Raw genomic sequence first — 22,756 nt, 5'->3', positions numbered from 1 at the left:
GGGTATTGACATGTCGGAAGAAATTAAAAATCAAGAAGCTGCTGAAGCGGCAAATCAAGACGAGCTCGATCAAATCGTCTCCCTGAAAAAAGGTGACACCGTTAAGGGTACAATCGTGAAATTGGAAGATAACCAAGCGGTAGTAAGCATTGGATATAAATACGATGGAATTATTCCAATTCGCGAGTTGTCTTCTGGTCTGGATAACGCAGAAGAAGCAGTACAAGTAGGCCAAGAGGTTGAAGCTAGAATTATCAGCATTGACGATGGCAAGGAAAAACTTGTTCTGTCCAAACGTGCAATCGACAGTGAAAATGCTTGGGAAAAGTTGGAGCAACTGTTCGAAAGCAAAGAAGTATTTGAAGTCGTTGTAAATGATGTCGTTAAAGGCGGCATCGTGGTAGACGTGGGTCTGCGCGGATTTATCCCTGCATCCATGGTAGAACGTCACTTCGTAGAAGATTTCAGTGATTACAAAGGCCGCACATTGCGTGTTGTTGTAAAAGAACTGGATCGTGAAAATAACAAAGTGATTCTTTCTCAAAAAGACGTTCTGGAAGCAGAATTCGAAGCCAACAAGCTTAAAGTAATGGCTGAGCTGAAAGAAGGCCAAGAAATCGTAGGTACGGTTCAACGTCTTACTCAGTTCGGTGCTTTCGTAGATGTTGGCGGCGTGGATGGTCTTGTTCACGTATCTGAAATTGCTTGGACTCATGTCGATAAGCCTTCTGATGCAGTTTCTGAAGGAGACCAAGTGAAAGTAAAAGTCTTGAAAGTAGATCCTGAAAAAGGAAAAATCAGCCTGAGCATGAAAGCTGCACAGCCTGGTCCTTGGGAATCGGCTGCTGGACAATTCAACAACAATGACATCGTAACAGGTGTTGTAAAACGTCTGGTTAACTTCGGCGCATTCGTTGAAATCGCTCCTGGCGTGGAAGGTTTGGTTCATATTTCCCAAATTTCCCACAAACACATTGGAACTCCACAAGAAGTTCTGGAAGAAGGGCAAGAAGTGAAAGTTAAAATTCTTGAAATGAATCCTTCCGAAAAACGTGTTAGCCTGAGCATTAAAGAAACTGAGGAAGCTCCTGAAGCTGCTCCTAAAGCAGAAAGAGCACCACGTGCATCTCGTGCACCTCGTGAGGAACTGAATAATCCTAACGTTTCCCTCAATAATTCCGGTCTGAGCATCACGCTCGGCGAGCGTTTTGGCGATAAGCTGAACAAATTTAAATGAGTTTAAATCAATACATTTTATAATATGCATAACGTACACCATCGGCGGACCCAGAGGGTTCGCCGATTGTTGTTACGTGACCATATCGCCAATAGGTATGTTTTTTGCTATGATGATAGCGGAAGAATTGACAGGAGGAGTGAATTTATGGCAAGACCCGTTGTGGCTATCGTTGGTCGTCCGAATGTGGGCAAGTCCACTATTTTTAATCGGATAATCGGGGATCGTTTGTCCATCGTGGAAGATAAACCCGGAATCACTCGTGACCGTATATACGGTATATCGGAGTGGAATGGTAAATCCTTCAGTATTATTGACACCGGCGGCATTGAGATTGATGGTGAGGATGTCATTTTAAAATCCATCCGTATGCAGGCCGAACTTGCAATAGAAGAAGCAGATGTAATTGTATTTATGAGTGATGCGAAAGCAGGAATTACACAGTCAGATGAAGAGGTTGCTCAAATGCTATATCGTTCGGGTAAACCGATCATCGTAGCTGTCAACAAGGTGGACAACCTCAGTCGCGCCGATCTGATTTATGAGTTTTATTCTTATGGATTTGGTGATCCAATCGCTGTTTCTGGTAGCCATGGTACAGGGATAGGCGATCTGCTAGATGCCATTACATCCAATTTGCCTGAGCTGGAAGAAGATCACTATGATGAAGACGTTATTCGTGTTGCCTTGATCGGCCGCCCGAATGTAGGTAAGTCTTCACTGGTTAACGCCATTCTGGGAGAAGAGCGGGTTATCGTTAGTGACATTGCAGGTACGACACGTGATGCAATTGATACACCTTTTGAAAAAGACGGTCAAAAGTATGTACTGATTGATACGGCAGGTATGCGTAAACGTGGCAAGGTATATGAAACGACCGAAAAATATAGTGTAATGCGTGCCATGCGTGCTATTGAGCGTGCAGATGTTGTATTGGTCGTTATTAACGGCGAGGAAGGCATCATTGAACAGGATAAGCACATTGCTGGCTATGCTTATGAAGCGGGTAAAGCATCGCTGTTTGTCGTTAACAAATGGGATGTCGTGGACAAGGACGACAAAACGATGCATCAGTTTGAAACGAAAATTCGCGATCACTTTTTGTTTATGACATATGCTCCGATTGTGTTCTTGTCTGCAAAAACGAAGCAACGCCTGCAAAAGCTGCTTCCTGTTGTACAGCATGTGGCACAGCAGCATGTGTTGCGTATTCAGACACATTTACTGAATGATGTAATTTCCGATGCGGTTGCCATCAATCCTCCACCAACAGACAAGGGACGTCGTCTGCGCATTAACTATGTGACCCAGGTTGCTGTTAAGCCGCCTACGATGGTTGTATTCGTAAACGATCCAGAAATAATGCACTTCTCGTATGAGCGTTATCTGGAGAACAAAATCCGCGCCGCCTTCAATTTTGAAGGAACTCCAATTCGAATCTTTACACGGCGCAAGTCTGACGAAAGTTAGGAGCGAATAGGTTGATTTTACAAATCGTTGCCATCGTACTCAGTTACTTGCTTGGCTCTGTCAGCTTTAGTTTGCTGTATGGAAAATTAAAAGGAATCGACATTCGCCAACATGGGAGCGGCAATGCCGGTGCGACGAATACGCTGCGTGTGCTTGGAAAAGGCCCAGCTATTCTGGTACTGCTGCTGGACGTTCTTAAAGGGGTTATTGCGGTACTAATAGGGCACTGGTTAGGTGGGGAATCATCCTGGGTACCGGGTTTGTGCGGCATTGCGGCGATTGCGGGCCATAACTGGCCGGTATATTTTCACTTTCGTGGAGGAAAAGGTATTGCGACTGCTATTGGTGTATTGGCATCGCTTGCCTTACTGCCCGCACTATATGCCGGAATCATTGCGATACTTGCAATTGTAATGACTCGTTACGTATCCCTTGGATCACTCATATTTGTCATTTTGACCCCTTGGATATTACTCGTGCTTGGTTTTGCATGGCCGTTATTCTGGACGGCTCTAATCATTTGTCTGTTCGCTGTGTGGAGACACCGTACCAACATAGTCAAGTTGGTACGGGGGAATGAGAATAAGCTTGGCTCCAAAGGAGGAGATCGTCTTGTCTGAGAAAATAGCTGTGCTGGTCGCGGGGAGTTGGGGAACAGCCCTGGCTTCCGTTCTTGCGGCCAATAACAACGATGTCTCTGTCTGGACGAGAAACGAGCAGCAAGCAGCTGAAATCAATGAGAAGCATACAAATGAGCATTATTTACCGGGCTCTATTTTGTCTGATCGCATTTCAGCTACAACTGATATGCAGACTGCGGTATCTGGTGCTAAAGCAGTGATAATCGTATCTCCTTCTGCTGCTGCTCGTCAGGTAGCACGTAGTCTGAAAGCTCATTTTAGCAAGGATATGCTGGTAGTGCATGCCATTAAAGGTTTTGAAACAGAAACGCTTAAACGTATGTCCACGGTGATCTCGGAAGAACTGGAAGTCGCGGAGGGCGATATTGCCGTGCTGTCTGGTCCGAGTCATGCGGAAGAAGTGGTGAGGAAATGTCCTACAACGGTCGTTGTAGCTTCCTCCAATGAGCAGGCTGCACAGGCTGCTCAGGGGCTGTTCATGAACTCCTATTTCCGTGTCTATACAAACCGCGATTTGCTAGGCGTGGAACTGTCCGGGGCGCTAAAAAACATTATCGCATTGGGTGCGGGAATGTCAGATGGACTTGGTTTCGGTGATAATGCCAAAGCGGCTTTATTGACCCGTGGATTGGCTGAAATTACCCGTGCCGGAGTTGAGATGGGTGCTAATCCATTAACCTTTGCCGGTCTGGCTGGGATTGGCGATCTAGTGGTCACGGCAACGAGTCGTCACAGTCGCAACTGGCGTGCAGGGTCACTATTAGGACAGGGCCAACAGCTTGATGATGTGCTGGAATCTATGGGCATGGTCGTAGAGGGGATTCGAACGACAAAAGCGGCATACGCCATCTCTCAAAAATTAGGTGTTCAGATGCCTATTACAGAGGTACTGTATGGAGTACTGTTTGAAGGACGTGACGTCCGTAAGGCCGTTGAGGCGCTGATGGGTCGCGACCCTAAGACCGAGATGGAAGTCATGCCACTTCAGACTTGGGAGCAATGGCATTCTTAAAGGCTCAGATGAGCTTTAATAATATAAAGGCTGTCTCATGGTAGATTTTTTCTATAATGAGATAGCCTTTTTTAGTTAGGCGTTTGGCATGTCTTATGTACGCTTAATCACCTTTTGTCTCCGCCACTCATAGACTGAGTTGAGCAATGGCGGAGGAGGGGAGATTATGAATAAAAACTTTCCGAAAGATGCATTGAAGGCCATTAACAAAAAAGGCGGCAAAAACATATCCGAAAATGCAGTGAAAAAGCTGGCAGGCACGGTAAAGGCGGACACGCTTCAAAGCGAAGCGCAACTGCGTCAGCTTATCAAGCAAGTGTCTGCGATGGCCAACATTCCGGTGTCGGAAGATACAGTAAGGGATATTGTTGGTGCCGTCAAAAAGAGCGGAATGAATCCTTCCAATATGGAAGCGTTGATGAAAATGATGATGAAAAAATAGACCGCTGGCCGCACGCCAGTTAGTATTATTCACCGTGGACCGGGAAGGTTCGCGGTTTTTTTATATTTTGGAGTGGGTAACCGCTTTTACAGTACACAAAATATCGAACTGCCCTGTCGAACATGTTATAATGATGCCCATCAGGAAACGGAAGGAAAGACAGCAAAGGAGGAAACAATGTTGAAGGAGGCAATATCATCGGTGTTAGTAGACAGGCTTCCTCACAATCTGGCAGTTGCGCTGAGTAGCTTGGCTGAGAACTGGTCAACAGTGTCGGTTCCGTGGATGCTAGGCGGGAGTTGTTCACTACTTGTACATGAAGTTGAACTGGATCGCCTGCCTCGGGACATTGATATTTATGCGGATATTCATGCAGCAAAGCAACTTCATGCGCACCCCCTGGGTATAAGTATAGATCGACAGCAGGTTGATCGTAGCGGCTCTTACGTTTCATTGCTGAGCCACTATGATCTGGAGGGATTTCCAGTCGAGTTGGTGGGGGGATTTGAAGTATTATGTGACGGAGCGTTATACCGCTTAGAGATCGAGCGACTACTTTGGTCGGCTGGTGTTCAGCTTGAGCTGGGGAGTGCTTCACTGCGTCTGATGCCGCTCAGTCATGAACTTTTATTCAATATATTGCGAAATCGACCCGACCGATATAAAGCGATTGCAGAAGTCATGAAGCGCGACCCGCGACGTCATATAATTGTACTGAAGCAGCTACTAGTCAGTAATATTTGGAATGAGGAGCAATTGGACAAGCTTGTAGAACTTCTGCCTTGGCCAGAGTTGCACTCCGTCATCCAGATGGGCAATGAAGTATAAGTTGTGTGTGTTAGGAGAAAGACAACTGGAGGACTATTCATGAATGTGCAGATTACGTTTAGGCCGTCAGGTAGGCGCGTACAGGTCGGTCAGGGTACGTCATTGCTTCAGGCTGCTCGTAAAGCGGGTGTATATATCCCCACTCGTTGTGACGGAAAAGCAGCCTGTCTGATGTGTAAGGTACAAATATCACCGGAATGGGCTGAATTTGCAGACCAACCCAGAGATGCAGAGCAGCGTAAGCTGGGGCCTTTACTGGATGAAGGAATGCGCTTATCCTGCCAGGCACGTGTCCAAGGCGATATGGAGGTAACCATACCGGAGGATAGGCTCAAGGCGGCTATCAGACGGCAACTGGAGCGTCAGGCGCTGGATGATGAACTGTGGTAATGCCGATTATATCAGGAGAATAGAAAAAGGATGTTTCCGACGACTCTAAACGGTCAGGAGAAACATCCTTTTTTTATTTAATCTAGCGACGAAGTCATGGGAGAGTCTTGCCCCGCATATATTAGGTGAGTGGAACCAAACGTAAAATATCGTTTCTGCAATGATCGCTCTGTCGTAATCTATTTTTCAAAAAACTAAACATATTTTACGGAGGGGATACATATGATGGTATCAGTCCAAATGCATGTACGAGTTTACGCCGTTTCGCCGATTCCATCAGTCTCCTGAATCTCGGCGGCGGACGACTTCCGGGCATTTTAAAGGCTGTTCTGCCGCATCTGGGATCAAGCAGTTGGTTGAACACGAAGCGGATGCTCTTTAAGCATTTTTCCTTCGGAGACTTTTTAGGAGGGGATTTCATTGGAGAAAGTAGACATTTTTAAAGACATTGCCGAACGTACCGGAGGAGACATTTATCTTGGGGTCGTCGGCGCAGTCCGAACAGGAAAATCAACGTTTATCAAGCGGTTTATGGAGACGATTGTTCTGCCAAACATTACAAGTGAGGCGGACCGTGCCCGCGCCGTAGACGAGTTGCCGCAAAGTGCGGCAGGCAAGACGATCATGACGACGGAGCCTAAATTCGTACCGAATAATGCCGTCCAGATCAAAGTAACGGAAGGACTGGATGTGAATGTACGTCTGGTTGACTGTGTAGGATATGCAGTAGAAGGAGCAAAAGGGTACGAGGATGAAAATGGTCCGAGGATGATCTCCACACCATGGTTCGAAGAACCCATTCCTTTTCAGGAAGCGGCAGAAATTGGTACACGCAAGGTTATTCAGGAGCATTCGACGCTCGGTGTGGTAGTCACTACAGACGGCACGATTGCGGAAATCCCGCGCAGCTCTTATGTAGAGTCGGAGGAACGCGTCATTGAGGAGTTGAAGGAAGTTGGCAAACCATTTGTTTTGGTTATCAACTCCACGCATCCTCGCAGTGATGAAACACTCCAGCTTCGCGGTGAGCTGGCTGCCAAGTACGATATACCAGTTATGACACTCAGCGCGGCGACGATGACGGAAGATGATGTTACAGGCGTACTTCGTGAAGTATTGTATGAATTTCCGGTGCATGAGGTGAATGTAAACCTGCCGAGCTGGGTCATGGTACTGAACGAAGAGCACTGGCTGCGTAGCAATTATGAAAATTCCGTTCGCGATACGGTTAAAGATATTCGACGCCTGCGTGATGTAGATCGAGTGGTTGGCCAGTTTATGGAATATGAATTCATCGACAGGGCCGGATTGAGCGGGATGAATATGGGGCAGGGCGTAGCTGAAATTGATCTGTATGCTCCCGATGAGCTGTATGACCAGATTTTGGTCGAAGTCGTCGGGGTAGAGATTCGTGGCAAGGATCATTTGCTGCAAATGATGCAGGATTTTGCCCATGCCAAACGAGAGTACGACCGCTTCGCCGAGGCGCTGGAAATGGTCAAGACAACGGGATATGGCATTGCCGCGCCGTCGTTATCTGAGATGGCACTAGACGATCCGCAGTTGATTCGTCAGGGTACAAGGTTTGGTGTGCGGCTCAAGGCGACAGCACCTTCTATACACATGATTCGTGTCGATGTGGAATCGGAATTTGCTCCGATTATCGGAACAGAGAAGCAAAGTGAAGAGCTTATGCGCTATCTGATGCAAGATTTTGAGAATGACCCAATCAAAATTTGGGAGTCAGACATTTTCGGACGTTCGCTGCATTCCATTGTACGGGAAGGCATTCAGGGTAAAATCGCCATGATGCCGGACAATGCACGCTATAAGCTGCAGGAAACGCTGGGTCGTATCATTAATGAAGGCTCCGGCGGTCTCATTGCTATTATTCTTTAAGGGTAAGCCACACCTAAAAAATGTATAAGAGAAATACCGTGGAGAGCAATTTGCTCTCTACGGTTCGCAAAAACAAAATATTAGACTGACCTCCAAAACCAGACAGGGGTAGCCATGGACGAGAAAATAAAGTCCTAGACTACCTCTGTTTTTATTGAGCTTTTCGTTTCTCGTAGCAGGATGTAGGTTCAAATATAACAATCCGATTAATGAGTTTCACAAGTAGAGAGCTAGGCTCCGCCTTGATTTTACATTTAAACAGCAACCGTTTTCCGGTATTCAATCGGGGACGGTTGATTTTTGTGTTCTGGCCTATAAAACAGAAATTTTTCTATATTTCATAAAACATATTTACATACTTGGTTTAAAGCGATATATTAAGTATCAAATTTGAATCATTTTGTGGTTGAACGAGGGGGAAATGAAATCATGGATATCCAAAAAGAGTTCCAAAGACACAAAAAGCTAGGACTGGGAGGTATCATGCTACTGGTGCTGGTTTTGCTGGTCACTGCATGTGGCGTGCCGAAAACAGAGAGCGGCACTCAAGGGACAAGCACTGCGGAATCGAATACAACAAACGAAAAAACGGACAACTTAAATCTAAAGAGTAAACGGGTTGCGTTGATCATGGAGTTTAACACGGGCACATTTTCGCAACAGTATGTTCAAGGTGTGGAAGAGGAAGTTAAAAAATTTGGCGGTACGCTGACTAAGTTTGTGGCAGATAACGATAAGGCTAAAATGGCTTCTCTGCTTGATAGTGCGATTAACCAGCAGTTTGATGTCATTTTGACTGATCACGGTGATGCATTACTGGAAACAGGGTTGAAAAAAGCAGTTTCCCGCAATATTCCAGTTATCGTGTTCGATGCTGCCGTCAATGTTCCGGGTGCGGTAGTGCTCTCACAGGATGACCAAAGCATGGCTGAGCTAACGCTGGAGCAAATGAAGAAGGATATCGGTGGCAAAGGCAACATTGTGAAAGTATGGGTTGCCGGATTTGCGCCGATGGAACGTCGTCAGGTTGCTTATGGTGCATTTTTGAAATCCAATCCGGATATTAAAGAAATTGCGACTTTTGGTTCGGCTCAGAATCCTGCGTTGGATACGCAAGCCAAAATGGAAGCTGTATTAAAGCAATATCCTAAGGGCGAAATTACAGCCGTCTGGGCGGCATGGGATGAATTTGCCAAAGGCGCAGCACGTGCCATCCAACAAGCGGGACGTACGGAAATTAAAGTCTACGGCATTGACATGAGCGACGAGGACTTGCAAATGATCCAAGACCCGAAAAATCCTTGGGTGGCCTCGGCAGCCGTAGATCCAACAGATATCGGGCGCGTACAAGTGCGCTATGCATATCAGAAGCTGCATGGGGATAATCCGGAGGAGAAAGTCGTACTGAAGGCTGTATATGTGCAACGCGAAGCGTTGCCGGATAAGCAAATTTCCACATCCGAGCTGTCCCAATATGTGAAGGGCTGGGGCCAAAGCGAACAGGGCTATAAGGATTGGATGAAGGAATATGAAACGTCCAAATAAAATGTTTGCATAACGCAAAGGCGCGCTTCGGCGCGCTTTTATCATAAGCAGGCGTGAGGGGGCACCATGAGTTCACAAGTATATACATTGGAAATGAAGAAAATTAGCAAACAGTTTGCTGGTGTAGATGCGCTGCGAGCCGTGGATTTTACAGTGCAGGGTGGCGAGATTCACGCTCTGCTGGGCGCCAACGGGGCAGGGAAAAGTACATTGATGAAGATTCTGTCCGGTGCGTATCATTCCGATCAGGGAGCTATCGTAGTTGGTGGCAAGGAACTGAACATTAGTTCACCGTGGGAGGCCAAAAGAGCGGGAATTCACTGTGTGTATCAGGAGGTCGATTCAGCGCTTGTACCACAGTTAACTGTTGCTGAAAATATTGTAATGGACGATTTGTCAGCCCCTGATGGTCGATGGTGGACTGCACCGGTTTCTATGCGCAGACGAGCGCGTGAGGCATTAGCACGTCTGGAGATAGATATTGACGTGCGACGATATGTGTCTGAATTGACGTTGGCAGAAAAACAGCTTGTACTTATATCACGCATTCTGACACAGCAAGCCAATGCCATCATTTTTGACGAGCCTACGGCGCCGCTCAGCGAAGAAGAAACGCGACGTTTGTTCCGCACAATCCATACACTCAAGGATGAGGGAGTTGCATGTATCCTCATCACACACCGATTGCCGGAGGTTATCGAACACAGTGACCGTGTTACGGTGATGCGTGATGGTGAGCGCGTGTTCACGGGACCTGCGTCTGATTTAAGTGTAGGCGACATCGTTACGCATATGCTTGGGAAAACATTTGAGGAGGAATTCCCAAAAACAGAGGTACCGATTGGTGAAACGGTATTGGAAGCGAAAGGGCTTCACAAAGGATTACGAGTGCACGGCATTGATGTACAGGTCCGATGTGGTGAAATTCTCTCTATTGTAGGTTTGGTTGGTGCAGGCAAGACAGAGTTGTCACGACTTCTTACAGGAGCAGACAAGCCGGATAAGGGAGAGCTGACCTTTAAAGGTCGCTCCATTCGATTGAGAGAACCAGCGGATGCGGTAGCTCAAGGAATTGTGTCCATACCCGAGGAGCGACGGAAGCAGGGGGTGCTAATTGAGGAGAGTGTGGAAAGAAACCTTAGTCTTCCGCTTTTGGGCAAACTGAGTGTCCTTGGTTTCATCAGTCGGCGTAAAGAACGAAATAACGGTAATGGGATTGTCGCCTCTCTCGGTATTAAGACACCATCGCTCCGTCAGAATGTTAAATATTTAAGTGGCGGGAATCAGCAAAAGGTTGCTATTGGGAAATGGCTGCATTCCGGAGCGGATGTATTTGTTTTTGACGAGCCAACCAAGGGTGTAGATATAGGGGCAAAAAGTGATATTTTTCGTATCATTGGTGAGTTGGCGGAGCAAGGAAAAGCGATCATTTATCTAACCTGTGAATTTGCTGAAGGGATTGGCATTGGTGATCGGATTGCAGTGATGTATGATGGCAAAATTATAAAGGAATTTGCTCGGGGCGAAGTGGAACAGGAACAGCTTCTGTTGTATGCCAGCGGGGGTGAAGAGGTGCATTCATGAAGGAAAAATGGTTAAACGTCTCATTTCGTTACGGTGCCGTAGTTGTCATTATAGGTGTGTTGGCGTTTTTTTCATCTACATTACCTTATTTCTGGACTTATGATAATTTAATGGACATTCTTGGCTCGATTGCCATTGTGACTTTCGTTGCCATTGGTGTGACATTGTCACTTATCGTGGACGGTTTTGACCTGTCGGTGGGAGCTACAGTATCTTTGACAACGGTCGTTGCCGCTTCTTTAATGGTCTGGTATGAGCAGCCTGTTGCGGTGGTCATTATTGTGTCTCTGATTGTCGGCGCTTTGGTAGGACTGTTGAATTCATTATTGATCATTAAACTACGTATTCCTGATTTGCTCGCAACCCTTGCAATCATGTATATTGTAAGCGGGATTCACAAAACGTACGCACAGGGCTATACCATATATAATCATATGCAGTTTCCCGATGGTAGCAAGGCGCCGGGGGAGATATCTCCTGCATTTCTTTTGCTTGGGCAAGGTAAATGGTTGGGTATCCCGATTTCGGTTATTTTACTGTTGCTGGCTGTGGCGGCGGTGCATGTTTTCTTGACTTATACAAAGCATGGGCGTCAAATGTATGTAACGGGTGGAAATAAGGAAGCTGCTCGTCTGTCGGGTATACGGGTAAAAAAAGTCCGTACTCTGGCCTATGTTGCTTCAGGTGTATTTGCGGCGATTGCCGGTATTTTGTATGCCTCGCGCGTAGGCTCAGGCCAAATTGACGCGGGTTCCCCCTTGCTCATGGAAGCGGTAGCTGCAGTATTCGTCGGTTTTTCGGTCTTTGGTGCTGGTAAACCCAATGTCATTGGTACATTTATTGGTGCAGTTTTGATCGGTGTGTTGGTTAATGGACTAACGATGATGAATGTGCAATATTTCGCCCATGATATTGTCAAAGGAGTAGTGCTGGTACTTGCGCTGGCCGTTACTTTTTATGTGTTAAACCGTCGTCGTACTTGAAATTGTCTGTGGACTGTATTACTATAAACCTTGTTCCACGCAAGCAGGGTGCCATAAAACGCCAGTTTCGGCCTATATTGCGGAGGTTAGGTATATTCTATGTATATTTAACGACGAAACGGAAACAGATGATAACATTATGGAAGGCAGTACGCCGCCCGGGTTATTTTATACAGGCGACCTCATATCGGTCATTAACACCGATAACCTAAATGCTGGACTACACTTGAATTGGGAGGTGAATATGTTGAATAAAACGGATTTGATCAATCAGGTTTCTGAAAGCACTGAATTGTCCAAGAAGGACGTAACCAAAGCAATCGATGCAGTATTTGAGGCGATCTCTGGAGCGTTGCAAAGCGGAGATAAAGTGCAACTGGTAGGTTTCGGGAACTTTGAGGTTCGTGAACGTTCCGCACGTAAAGGACGTAACCCGCAAACAGGAGAAGAAATCGAAATCCCTGCGAGCAAAATTCCGGCATTTAAACCGGGTAAAGCGCTTAAAGACGGAATTAAATAAGATTTCTTACATATTCCCAATGCGCTGAAAAGACCGTGAATTTGATTCACGGCCTTTTCTTTTTGTCCTGTTTACTTCGTGGTAGGGGTGCTATGGACTGGAGAAGAGGAAGCTGCCCTGCCGTTTCGCGAGGCATAAGCGATCAGCACTAGGGGTTCACCTGTTAGCTCGGCAAATTCATGCTCCAGCTGTTGAAGCCGTTCGATTTGGGCAGGACTGAGATTGGCGGGAAGGTAGTTTTTCATCAGATCCGTTCCTTTCTTTAATAGATGGGACTGCACGGATAGTATGGCTCGGGACATGCTAATTATTGCAGGAGCACGGTAAGCATGTAGTTGACAAAACAAGCTTGAATCTCCATCATAAAAAGTATAGCTTCGGCTCTCAGGGAGGAAAAGGATATGGAAGATAACGTGACGGGTAGCAGTGAGTACGTCGTAATTAAAGCGAAAAGCAACGGATGTCAGGTTTTTGGTTTGACCAGAGGCCAGGATACACGCTTGCATCATTCAGAAAAATTGGACAAGGGCGAGGTACTGATTGTCCAATTTACGGATCATACTTCTGCTATTAAAATTCGCGGCAAAGCCGTTGTGATGACCAAGCACGGGGTAGTAGATACGGAGGATTAAAATGCAGGCATAGCCTGCTTTTTTTTGTTGTAGAATGAGAGTGAGGACCTTTACCGTAGCAAACCCACATTATGAGGTAGAGGTCAGGGGAGGCTCTGATGAAACCTTGGATTGTATTCGGTGGCTCCATTCTCATAACCATCGCAGCAGCTGTGTTGCTGCCGTCTTTACAAGTGCTGGACTCAGGAACCGCAGCAGTTCGTGAGACACAGGCGACGATTTCGCCTCAGCAACGGGTGCTGCTGTCAGATGACAATCTGGTGGATACGCTGAATGAGCTACCGTTGACTACACCGATTGCAAGCGCAAGCTGGGAACATTCAGTCCTGACCCTGGATGTCAAACTGTCCAAGGAAGAAACTGCCCCGCTAGAGATTTATCAAAACATGGCGGAGATTGCCGCTTTTAGCTTTTACGGAACGACGAATGTGCGGCAATTGCTGCTTCGGGTGGTGACGCAGGACGAATGGTCAGGAGAACGTCATTTGCTGCTTGCATCCGATATACGCCGGAACGAGTGGACGAACGAGGCATTGGAACAGCTGAGAAGCCGGGAAGGCGCGGAATTGCCAGAGGATTTGAAATCCCGTTTCCGCATTACAGTAACGCCCATGTGGCAAAACAGGTTTAACGGTGTATATACAGATTAGATGTTTCTGCCGGTGGACCTACAGTACTTTAGTCGCGAATCATTTTAAATTGTGATATAATATAAGGCATTGCAATTATTTGAGTATAGCAGAAAGTCATGTCTCGGAGGCTTAGGATGAAACCGTATCGCGTACCCCAATTAGCAAGGAAATATGTGGAATACGACATGATTCAACAACATACGGAAATGCCGGCTTTTCCTGACAGCCGTACCCGTTTGATGTTTGTGTTTTTGAACCGGAATGCGCAGGAGCTGCATGCCAGTGAGGACGAACTGTACGCATTGGTAACCTCACTTGTGCAGATGGGGCTGGATACGCATGATATGATTGATACTTTATCCGGTATACGGAGCCCGGAGGAGATGCGTTCCAGACAGCTGAAAGTGTTAGCTGGGGACTATTTTAGCAGTCGTTTTTATCAGCTGCTTGCATTGGCAGGCCGCATTACGGCCATTTCGAAGCTGAGTGATGCTGTATGTGAAGTGAACGCAGGGAAAATGAGTCTGTACTGGGGAATGAAGCAATTCCGCCTGGATGCAACTCAGTATTTAACTCAGATGGTTCGTTTCAAAAAGGAGCTTTTTTTATCATTCACTTCACTTGTAGCAGAACAGGATCAGGAAATTTGGAAGCAGCTTCTCAACAAATTTGCCCTCTGTGATACCTTGGTGGAGGAATGGGGCAAGCGGACAGAACCGGACAAGTCCCGTTTCGGATATATGTTCTGGCATATTTATGGTAACGGGGACCGGAACGAGCAAGCGTTGCTTTCAGAGAGTGGTACTGACACTGAAGCATGGCGTAAGCTTGTTCTGAAATACAAAGCCGAGGATGCGATACTGGACAAGCTTCGCACGGCAGTTACACACATCCGGCAGATCCTGTCAGATGATCAAAATACAGGGATCGAGGAATTTGAACGCATGCTTGAGCCTTTCCTAAAGCTGCTAAATAGTCCGCACCCAGTTGTGAGGGAAGGTTAGGTGAACGTGATGGGATCAAGCGACACCAAGCCGAAAGAGCAATTCGTTCATGGCGTGTTTGAAAGCATAGCAGGTAAATACGATTTGATGAACGATATACTGAGCTTTCGCAGACATAAGGCTTGGCGGAAATTTACGATGAAAAAAATGAACATGCGTCGTGGCGATACGGCAATTGATCTTTGCTGTGGTACATGTGACTGGACGCTTGCGATGGCGCGAGCAAGTGAAAGTGGTCACATCGTAGGACTCGATTTTAGTCAGAACATGCTCAATGTTGGCGAGCGTAAAATTATATCAGAATCCCGTGAAAAGCAAATTAAGCTTGTTCAGGGCAACGCGATGGAACTGCCTTTTGAAGATAATTCATTTGATTATGCAACGATTGGTTTCGGTCTGCGCAACGTACCTGATCTGCGCCACGTGTTACAGGAGATGCAACGAGTCGTCAAACCTGGCGGGCAGGTCGTATGTCTAGAATTGTCCAAACCTACTTGGCAGCCGTTCAAGGGAATTTACTACACATATTTTCAACACATCTTGCCCATGCTCGGCAAATTGTTCGCCAAACGTTATGAGCAGTATAAATGGCTCCCTGATTCGTTGGCGCTTTTTCCAGGAAGGGATGAGTTGGCTGGCATCTTCCGTGAAGTCGGATTGAAGGATGTTCAGGCTCATTCTCTCACCGGAGGCATTGCGGCATTGCACATTGGAATCAAGGAGAGTCAGCATGTTTAAGAAAATTGCTATTTTTTTGGAAATGATTAAAATTGAACATACGTTATTTGCGCTCCCATTTGCATTCATGGGGGCTGTATTGGGGTCAGTTGTCGTGACAGGCAACCTTCCCTCGTGGCCGCAGATCGGCTGGATCCTGCTAGCTATGGTTGGCGCACGCAGCGCTGCTTTTGGCTTCAATCGTATGATCGACCGGGTGATTGATGGGAAAAATCCGCGCACAGCAGGACGCGCTATCCCGGCAGGGTTGCTTAAATCAAGCGAAGTGGTAATTTTCATTATCGTCAGTCTGGTGTTGTTATTCTGGGCATCATTCAAGTTAAGTCCGCTGGCGTTCAAGCTGTTTCCGCTGGCCTTTTTTATGCTCGTTTTTTACTCTTACACCAAGCGTTTCACTTGGCTTTGCCATATTGTACTTGGTCTGACCATTGGTTTGGCGCCACTAGGCGCGTGGGTTGCAGTAACGGGACAAATAGATTTGACCGCTATCGTTCTGTATCTAACGATCGCATTTTGGACGGCTGGATTTGATGTTATTTATGCTTGTCAGGATATAGATTTTGACCAAAACGAAGGAGTTTATTCTATTCCTGCCCGTTTTGGTGTAGCAGGTGCATTGAACATCGCTCGGGCATTCCACGTCATTACGGCGATCGGATTTATTGTACTGTTCTTTATTGCAGATTTAAGCTGGTGGTATCTGGCGGGCATGATTATTTCGTACATTATTTTATTTTATGAGCACTATATCGTATCTCCAAAAGATTTGAGTCGTTTGCAGACGGCATTCTTTACTATGAACGGTGTACTTAGCACTGTCGTATTTGCCTTTACACTGATTGATTTGGTGGTGCGTTAATACTAATGAATAATCAGGTGAGCGAACATCAAGGCAAACGAATCGTTATTGGCATTACAGGCGCGAGCGGAAGCATTTATGGTGTGCGACTGGTAGAGACTCTGCTGGACTTGCAATACACAGTTCACCTGATCGTGTCTAATGCTGGCTGGCGGGTGTTGAAAGAGGAGTTGGGCTGGAATGTGACTGACCGGGAAGGGGCTTTGAATGAACAATTCGGAGGCCGTCCCGGTTCTCTTGTATACCATCCGTTCACAGATATTGGAGCTTCGATTGCGAGCGGCTCTTATTTGGTGGATGCGATGATTATCATGCCATGCTCGATGGGGACGTTGTCAGCAGTAGCACACGGTTCGTCCGATAATCTCATGGCGAGGGCAGCGGACGTGATGATAAAGGAAGGTCGTCCGCTGATCCTTGTGCCTCGTGAGACACCTCTACATGCCATTCATTTGGAAAACATGCTTAAGCTTGCGAGACTTGGCGTCAAAATGATTCCGGCTATGCCGGCTTTTTACTTTCATCCGAAGACGCTGGATGATATTGTGCTGTTCCTCGTAGGCAAAGTATTGGACAGCTTGCGTATAGAACATCAACTGTTTACGAGATGGGGGGATTCCGATGCCGACACCGGACACCAAGACAATCACAATCGGAAAAATTAAATATACAAACGCTTGGCCTATTTTTCATTATTTTAATCCTTCTGAGCTTCTCCATTCGGCGGAGATGGTTTCTAAAGTTCCGGCTGAATTGAATCAAGGTATGTTGAATGGGAGTTTGGATATCAGTGCGATGTCCTCCTTTGCGTATGCATCCGGTGCTGAGGAAATGCTACTGTTGCCGGATTTATCCGTCAGTGCAGATGGTCCTGTGCAATCCATTTTACTATTTTCACGCAAGCCGCTGGACGAAATCAAAAACGGAACCATTGCATTAACGAATACGTCTGCTACATCCGTGAATTTGTTAAAAATTTTGATGCAAAAGGCATGGGAAGGTCAGCCTTCCTATTTTGACTGTGAACCGGATCTTGACTTGATGCTGGAACAGGCAGATGCGGGGCTACTGATTGGAGATCACGCGATTAAGGCATCTTGGCGAAACGAAGGTCTGTATGTTACGGACCTCGGAGAAGAGTGGAAGCGCTGGACGGGCTACAGTATGACTTTTGCTGTATGGGCAGTACGACGTGCTGTTGCTGCTCAAAATCCCGCAGCGGTGGCTGAAACTGCGAGTGCGTTCCGCGCAAGCAAGCAGCGTAGTCTGTCGGACTTGACGTCTGTTATTTCTGAAGCATGCGAGGAAATTGGAGGTCTGCGAGATTATTGGGAGCGCTACTTTACTAATCTGTGTTATGATTTTGGAGAGAAGCAACAACAAGGTTTAGAGCTTTACTTTCAGTATGCGCATGAACTGGGGCTGCTTGACCGACGAGTAAAGCCGCTTCTCTGGAGTGACAATACGCTGACACGGGTGAAAGAATGAAACGATTGGATTTGTTCGGTTTATTAAAGAAGGATATGAACTTTATAGAAGAAGAGTTGTACCGCAGTATCGATAGTACGGAGCCGTTGATTAATGATACGTCGCTTCATCTGCTTAAAGCAGGGGGCAAGCGTTTGCGTCCCGTATTTGTATTGCTGGGAGGCAAGTTTGGAGAATATGATCTGGACAAGCTCAAGCGTATAGCGGTACCTCTGGAACTGATTCATTCTGCCTCTCTCGTTCACGACGATGTGATTGACGATGCGGAAATGAGACGCGGTCAACCCACCGTGAAGTCCAAATGGGACAATCGGGTGGCTATGTACACCGGAGACTACATATATGCACGTGCGCTGTCTATTGCTGCTGGATTGCCGAATCCCGACATTCACCGGGTACTGTCTAAAGCGCTGGTGCAGATGTCCATTGGTGAAATGGAACAAATTCGTGATTTTTTTAATGTGGATCAGAGTGTGCGTAATTATTTGCTTCGCATACGGCGCAAAACGGCTTTATTAATTGCGGTCAGTTGCCAGCTGGGAGCTATGGCTGCAGAGGCACAGGAAAGTGTCAATTCCCTGCTGTACAGCTACGGCTATAACGTAGGTATGGCTTTTCAAATTCAGGATGATCTGCTTGATCTGTGCGGAACAGAAAAAAAGATCGGAAAGCCGCCGGGCAGCGATATGAGACAGGGGAATATTACGCTTCCGGTGATTTATGCGCTCGAACAGCCTGAGTTGCGTGCAGATCTACTGGCTGAAATCCGCCGCATACAGGATGGAGATGGGCTAGGAGACGCACGCAAAGCGGTGGATATAATCAAAAAAAGTGAAGGAATCGCTAAAGCTGAAATTCTCGCCGACCGATATATTAATAAAGCGCTAAACGCGCTGGACTTACTACCAGATGTCAAAACAAAAAAGACGCTACGCGATATTGCTCATTTTGTAACACGCCGCTCCTACTAAAGTTGTGTTTTGGGTTTGCTGTGACAAAATGCTTTAACCAGTTCCAAGCTTTCTGTTACAATACAGTTTAGTACTGTATAAATACATTAGATTGGATTGGGAGTGAGCCGATGGATCGTACTTTTTTGATGGTTAAACCGGATGGTGTACAACGTGGATTGATTGGACGTATCATTAGTCGTCTGGAAGACAAAGGCTTTAAAATGGCGGCTGGCAAGCTTGTACAAGTATCAAGAGAACAGGCAGAACGGCATTATGCGGAGCATGTGGGCAAGCCTTTTTTTGAAGAGCTTGTAGGTTTTATCACATCAGGCCCTGTGTTTGCTATGGTATGGGAAGGGGATAACATCGTTACGCTTTCCCGCTTGTTGATTGGTAAAACACAAGTAACCGAAGCTCTTCCGGGCACAATTCGTGGAGACTTTGCAGCACATACACCGTTTAACCTCATTCATGGTTCAGATTCACCGGAGAGCGCAGAGCGCGAGATTGCAAATTTTTTCATGCCGGAAGAATCCGTTCGGTATGAAAAAAGTGTGGCGACCTGGATGTAAGTTTAATTACGTATGAAGAAGGATGGTAGCATGACGGATATGGAACTGGGTCAGACGGACCCCGATTACACAGCGTTTATCCGCAAAATCAAGGACAGCACAGGTATTGATCTTGCACAATACAAAGAAGCACAGATGAAAAGGCGGTTAACTACGCTTCGCAACAAAAACGGGTTTCCCAGTTTTGTTTCTTTTTATGATGCCATGATGAAGGAAAAACCTCTATTCTATGAATTTCTGGATCGGATGACGATCAATGTTTCGGAATTTTGGCGTAATCCCAATCGGTGGGAAGTGCTGCGAGATACAATCTTGCCACAGCTGCTTATGGGAAAGCAGAAGCTTAAGCTGTGGAGTGCGGCCTGCTCGACTGGTGAAGAGCCTTATAGCTTGGCTATGGTTCTCGACAGTAAAGGGATTTTGGGGAATTGCTCCATTACGGCTTCCGACATTGATGATGGTGCATTGGCAAAAGCCAAGGAAGGTAAATATTTGGAGCGTTCGCTCAAGGATGTACCTGAGCAGGTAGCTAGCAAATATTTCAAGCCGGATGGTGCGATGTATCGAATTGATGACCGTTTGAAACAAGCCGTGAAATTTCAAAAGCAAAACTTGCTGTTGGATCGGTTTGAGGATGGCTATGATCTCATTATCTGTCGAAATGTAATGATTTATTTTACAGAAGAGGCCAAACATACGTTGTATCAAAAGTTTGCAGCCAGTCTTCGTCCCGGCGGAGTATTGTTTGTCGGTAGCACAGAGCAAATCTTTTCTCCTAACCAATATGGTCTGGAATCGACGGAAACCTTTTTTTATCGCAAAAAAGCATAAGCCTGCAAACATCATCCAAAGTTTTATAGGGACTTATTTATATCTTTGAGTAATTGATGGTTGGCTTATTAGCAAAGCACGTCCTTTAGCCCCTTTGGCTAAGAGGCGTGTTTTTGTTTATCTGCATACACGTGGCTTTTCTTGTCAAAGAAAGGTGCGTATACTATAATGAAGCACAGTTAAAGATTTTAGCGATGCACAGTTTAACAGTTTAAAGGGGGAACGCGTCATGAGTTTACGTTATTTAACCGCGGGGGAAACGCATGGTCCCCAGCTAACTGCCATTGTAGAGGGTATGCCGAGCAATTTAAAATTGGATTTTGAGGAATTGAATTTTCAGCTGCACCGTCGTCAGAAAGGATATGGACGGGGTCGGCGTATGCAGATTGAAAAAGATACGGCGAAGATTGCTGGAGGCGTACGTCACGGATACACCACGGGTGCACCGATTGCGCTGGTTGTGGAAAATAACGATTGGAAGCACTGGCAGAACATTATGAATATTGAACCTATTGAAGGCAGTGATGAAGAAAAGCGTCGGGTTCACCGGCCACGTCCGGGTCATGCGGATTTGAATGGCGGAATGAAATACAACCTGAAGGATCTTCGTAACGTGCTGGAGCGCTCCAGCGCACGTGAAACAGCAATTCGTGTGGCATGCGGCGGTTTGGCTCGTCAATTGCTGGCTGAGTTCGGAATCAAGGTGGCAGGTCAGGTCATTCGTATTGGGGAAATCGAAGCTCCTTACCGCGATTTGCCGATTGATGAGCTGATTGCGGTGACAGAAGCTTCCTCGGTGAGAGTAACCGATCCAGAAACCGAAAAGAAAATGGAAGCATATATTGATCTGATCAAGCAAGAAGGTGATTCAGTCGGTGGGGTAGTGGAATGTATTGTAGAAGGTGTTCCGATTGGTCTGGGCAGTCATGTACAGTATGATCGGAAGCTGGATGCACGTATCGCACAAGGCGTCATGTCGATTAATGCATTTAAAGGCGTGGAAATCGGCATCGGTTTTGAAGCAGGAGAGTTGCGCGGTTCACAGGTGCATGACGAGATTCTATATGATGAGGAACGTGGATATCACCGTCGTACCAATCGTTTGGGTGGTTTTGAGGGGGGCATGACGAATGGAATGCCAGTTGTGGTTCGTGGCGTAATGAAGCCAATCCCCACACTCTACAAGCCTCTGCAAAGCGTCGACATTGATACGAAGGAGGCGTTCACTGCACAGGTTGAGCGTTCGGATGCATGTGCAGTACCTGCGGCTAGCGTAGTTATGGAGCATGTGGTAGCTTGGGAGATTGCAAAAGCTTTGCTAGAAAAATTCGGCGGGGATTCGATTGAAGAGATTCGTGCGAATATTGCATCCTACGAAGAACAATTGGGGCGGTACTAAAATGAGTACGCTGACGGTACAGCTTGGCGAACGTTCTTATCCTATTCATATTGGACGAGGACTGTTATATCGAGCCGGAGAGTTGTTGAAGGAACGAGGAATTGCGCAAAAAAGCCCGTTGTTGATTGTTTCTGACGAAAATGTAGCGGGATTCTACTTGGCAACATTGGAGAGCAATCTTCAGGCATCTGGCTACAAGACAGTGTCCTTTGTCGTTAAGCCAGGTGAAACCTCCAAGTCGCTTGCTGTATTTGAGCAGGTCATAACAGCAGCCATTGAGGGCGGCTTGGATCGCAATTCAGCCGTTATTGCCCTTGGGGGTGGTGTCGTGGGTGATTTGGCTGGATTTGTGGCAGCTTCTTATATGAGAGGTGTCAAGTTTGTACAGATCCCCACTACGATTCTGGCCCATGACAGTAGCGTGGGCGGTAAGGTCGGCATCAACCATCCTTTGGCGAAGAATATGATAGGAGCTTTCCATCAACCGGAACTTGTGTTGTATGACGTAGATACGTTGTCTACACTGCCTCCTCGTGAGGTATCTGCGGGGCTTGCTGAAATGATCAAGCACGGCTTGATCTGGGATGCTGATTTCGCCCAGTGGTGCCGTGACCATGCGACTGATTTGCTTGCACTGGATGCGACAGCTCTGGAGTACGGTCTGGAAAAGGGATGTTCCATTAAAGCCGAAGTGGTGTCACGCGATGAACGAGAACATGATTTGCGCGCTATTTTAAACCTAGGTCATACGATTGGTCATGCGATTGAAGCTATTGCGGGATATGGTGAGTTTTTACACGGGGAAGCCATTTCGATTGGAATGGTCGGCTCCGCACTTTTGGGCGTGAAGCTGGGGGCATATCCTTCTTTGGTAGATGCAACGAAGGATATGTTGTCTTCACTACGGCTACCGACCTCCCTTCCGTCACATCTCGATACAGATCGGCTACTGGACGCGATGATGCATGACAAAAAGTTCAAAGAAGGCAGCATTACTTTTGTCGTCCCACGTAGCATCGGGCACGTGGAGGTTGTGAAGGATATTTCCGTCTCTTACATCCGAAGAGTTATTGAACAGTTAAAAGAGGGGGTGTAAC

General features: G+C 46.6%; 25 protein-coding genes. 24 read left to right on the top strand and 1 reads right to left on the bottom strand.

The annotated features are described in order from the left end of the window. Positions 1-10: 10 nt before the first annotated feature. From rpsA to MKY16_RS13935, 12 genes are all read left to right on the top strand, one after another. Positions 11-1,237 carry a 30S ribosomal protein S1 gene (rpsA, locus tag MKY16_RS13990; RefSeq protein WP_029517322.1) on the top strand — a complete coding sequence of 409 codons (1,227 nt, stop codon included), beginning with the start codon at positions 11-13 and terminating at the stop codon, positions 1,235-1,237. 147 nt (positions 1,238-1,384) lie between these two features. Then, positions 1,385-2,707, top strand: coding sequence for a ribosome biogenesis GTPase Der (gene der / locus MKY16_RS13985; protein ID WP_013310744.1), 1,323 nt, complete (start codon positions 1,385-1,387; stop codon positions 2,705-2,707). Between the two features lie 11 nt (positions 2,708-2,718). Beyond that, positions 2,719-3,327 carry a glycerol-3-phosphate 1-O-acyltransferase PlsY gene (gene plsY / locus MKY16_RS13980; protein ID WP_029517323.1) on the top strand — a complete coding sequence of 203 codons (609 nt, stop codon included), beginning with the start codon at positions 2,719-2,721 and terminating at the stop codon, positions 3,325-3,327. Next, the gene (locus MKY16_RS13975; RefSeq protein ID WP_029517324.1) at positions 3,320-4,360 is read left to right on the top strand and encodes an NAD(P)H-dependent glycerol-3-phosphate dehydrogenase; all 1,041 of its coding nucleotides are present in this window, start codon (positions 3,320-3,322) and stop codon (positions 4,358-4,360) included. The genes plsY and MKY16_RS13975 overlap by 8 nt, the downstream gene beginning before the upstream one ends. Before the next feature lie 166 nt (positions 4,361-4,526). After that, positions 4,527-4,802, top strand: coding sequence for a stage VI sporulation protein F (locus MKY16_RS13970; RefSeq protein ID WP_013310741.1), 276 nt, complete (start codon positions 4,527-4,529; stop codon positions 4,800-4,802). A gap of 177 nt (positions 4,803-4,979) precedes the next feature. Continuing rightward, positions 4,980-5,630 (top strand): hypothetical protein, encoded by a 651-nt coding sequence (locus tag MKY16_RS13965; protein WP_023989184.1) that lies wholly within the window; start codon positions 4,980-4,982, stop codon positions 5,628-5,630. A 39-nt stretch (positions 5,631-5,669) separates the two neighbouring features. Beyond that, a complete protein-coding gene (locus tag MKY16_RS13960; RefSeq protein WP_029517325.1) occupies positions 5,670-6,020 on the top strand; it encodes a 2Fe-2S iron-sulfur cluster-binding protein in 351 nt (116 codons plus the stop codon). A 420-nt stretch (positions 6,021-6,440) separates the two neighbouring features. Then, the gene (spoIVA, locus tag MKY16_RS13955; RefSeq protein WP_029517326.1) at positions 6,441-7,919 is read left to right on the top strand and encodes a stage IV sporulation protein A; all 1,479 of its coding nucleotides are present in this window, start codon (positions 6,441-6,443) and stop codon (positions 7,917-7,919) included. Between the two features lie 429 nt (positions 7,920-8,348). Beyond that, on the top strand, positions 8,349-9,464 hold the full coding sequence (locus MKY16_RS13950; RefSeq protein WP_340955772.1) for a sugar ABC transporter substrate-binding protein: 1,116 nt from the start codon (positions 8,349-8,351) through the stop codon (positions 9,462-9,464). 66 nt (positions 9,465-9,530) lie between these two features. Then, positions 9,531-11,048 carry a sugar ABC transporter ATP-binding protein gene (locus tag MKY16_RS13945; RefSeq protein WP_165147000.1) on the top strand — a complete coding sequence of 506 codons (1,518 nt, stop codon included), beginning with the start codon at positions 9,531-9,533 and terminating at the stop codon, positions 11,046-11,048. Beyond that, positions 11,045-12,031 (top strand): ABC transporter permease, encoded by a 987-nt coding sequence (locus MKY16_RS13940; RefSeq protein ID WP_029517329.1) that lies wholly within the window; start codon positions 11,045-11,047, stop codon positions 12,029-12,031. Before MKY16_RS13945 ends, MKY16_RS13940 begins: the two co-directional genes overlap by 4 nt. A gap of 247 nt (positions 12,032-12,278) precedes the next feature. Further along, entirely contained in the window at positions 12,279-12,551 is a 273-nt protein-coding gene (locus tag MKY16_RS13935; RefSeq protein ID WP_013310732.1) for an HU family DNA-binding protein, read from the top strand. 71 nt (positions 12,552-12,622) lie between these two features. Here the strand turns inward: MKY16_RS13935 and MKY16_RS13930 are convergent, their stop codons facing one another. Next, the gene (locus tag MKY16_RS13930) at positions 12,623-12,796 is read right to left on the bottom strand and encodes a hypothetical protein (protein WP_165146994.1); all 174 of its coding nucleotides are present in this window, start codon (positions 12,794-12,796) and stop codon (positions 12,623-12,625) included. A gap of 156 nt (positions 12,797-12,952) precedes the next feature. On the opposite strand from MKY16_RS13930, the gene mtrB reads away from it, so the two are divergent. From mtrB to aroB, 12 genes are all read left to right on the top strand, one after another. After that, positions 12,953-13,183, top strand: coding sequence for a trp RNA-binding attenuation protein MtrB (gene mtrB / locus MKY16_RS13925; RefSeq protein WP_013310730.1), 231 nt, complete (start codon positions 12,953-12,955; stop codon positions 13,181-13,183). A gap of 98 nt (positions 13,184-13,281) precedes the next feature. Beyond that, entirely contained in the window at positions 13,282-13,833 is a 552-nt protein-coding gene (locus MKY16_RS13920) for a hypothetical protein (RefSeq protein ID WP_029517330.1), read from the top strand. Between the two features lie 116 nt (positions 13,834-13,949). After that, positions 13,950-14,819, top strand: a complete 870-nt coding sequence (locus tag MKY16_RS13915; RefSeq protein ID WP_069012695.1) for a heptaprenyl diphosphate synthase component 1 — start codon at positions 13,950-13,952, stop codon at positions 14,817-14,819. Between the two features lie 9 nt (positions 14,820-14,828). Beyond that, positions 14,829-15,557, top strand: a complete 729-nt coding sequence (locus MKY16_RS13910; protein ID WP_039271329.1) for a demethylmenaquinone methyltransferase — start codon at positions 14,829-14,831, stop codon at positions 15,555-15,557. Further along, positions 15,550-16,416: a UbiA-like polyprenyltransferase gene (locus MKY16_RS13905; protein WP_029517333.1), complete on the top strand. Its 867-nt coding sequence runs from the start codon at positions 15,550-15,552 to the stop codon at positions 16,414-16,416. Before MKY16_RS13910 ends, MKY16_RS13905 begins: the two co-directional genes overlap by 8 nt. A gap of 5 nt (positions 16,417-16,421) precedes the next feature. Then, positions 16,422-17,081 (top strand): UbiX family flavin prenyltransferase, encoded by a 660-nt coding sequence (locus MKY16_RS13900; protein WP_340955770.1) that lies wholly within the window; start codon positions 16,422-16,424, stop codon positions 17,079-17,081. After that, complete coding sequence (locus MKY16_RS13895; RefSeq protein WP_029517335.1) at positions 17,038-17,904, top strand: menaquinone biosynthetic enzyme MqnA/MqnD family protein; 867 nt, start codon at positions 17,038-17,040, stop codon at positions 17,902-17,904. Before MKY16_RS13900 ends, MKY16_RS13895 begins: the two co-directional genes overlap by 44 nt. Then, positions 17,901-18,875, top strand: coding sequence for a polyprenyl synthetase family protein (locus tag MKY16_RS13890; protein WP_029517336.1), 975 nt, complete (start codon positions 17,901-17,903; stop codon positions 18,873-18,875). Before MKY16_RS13895 ends, MKY16_RS13890 begins: the two co-directional genes overlap by 4 nt. A gap of 110 nt (positions 18,876-18,985) precedes the next feature. Further along, a complete protein-coding gene (gene ndk, locus MKY16_RS13885; protein ID WP_039271067.1) occupies positions 18,986-19,429 on the top strand; it encodes a nucleoside-diphosphate kinase in 444 nt (147 codons plus the stop codon). Positions 19,430-19,459: 30 nt separating this feature from the next. Continuing rightward, positions 19,460-20,260, top strand: coding sequence for a CheR family methyltransferase (locus MKY16_RS13880; RefSeq protein WP_340955769.1), 801 nt, complete (start codon positions 19,460-19,462; stop codon positions 20,258-20,260). A gap of 229 nt (positions 20,261-20,489) precedes the next feature. Beyond that, a complete protein-coding gene (gene aroC, locus MKY16_RS13875; protein ID WP_013310720.1) occupies positions 20,490-21,659 on the top strand; it encodes a chorismate synthase in 1,170 nt (389 codons plus the stop codon). A gap of 1 nt (position 21,660) precedes the next feature. After that, entirely contained in the window at positions 21,661-22,755 is a 1,095-nt protein-coding gene (aroB, locus tag MKY16_RS13870) for a 3-dehydroquinate synthase (protein ID WP_340955768.1), read from the top strand. Position 22,756 lies beyond the last annotated feature (1 nt).

The organism is Paenibacillus sp. FSL L8-0641, assembly GCF_038006265.1.
Taxonomy (GTDB): Bacteria; Bacillota; Bacilli; order Paenibacillales; family Paenibacillaceae; genus Paenibacillus; species Paenibacillus polymyxa_D.
This window is presented reverse-complemented; position numbering and strand designations above follow the sequence as displayed.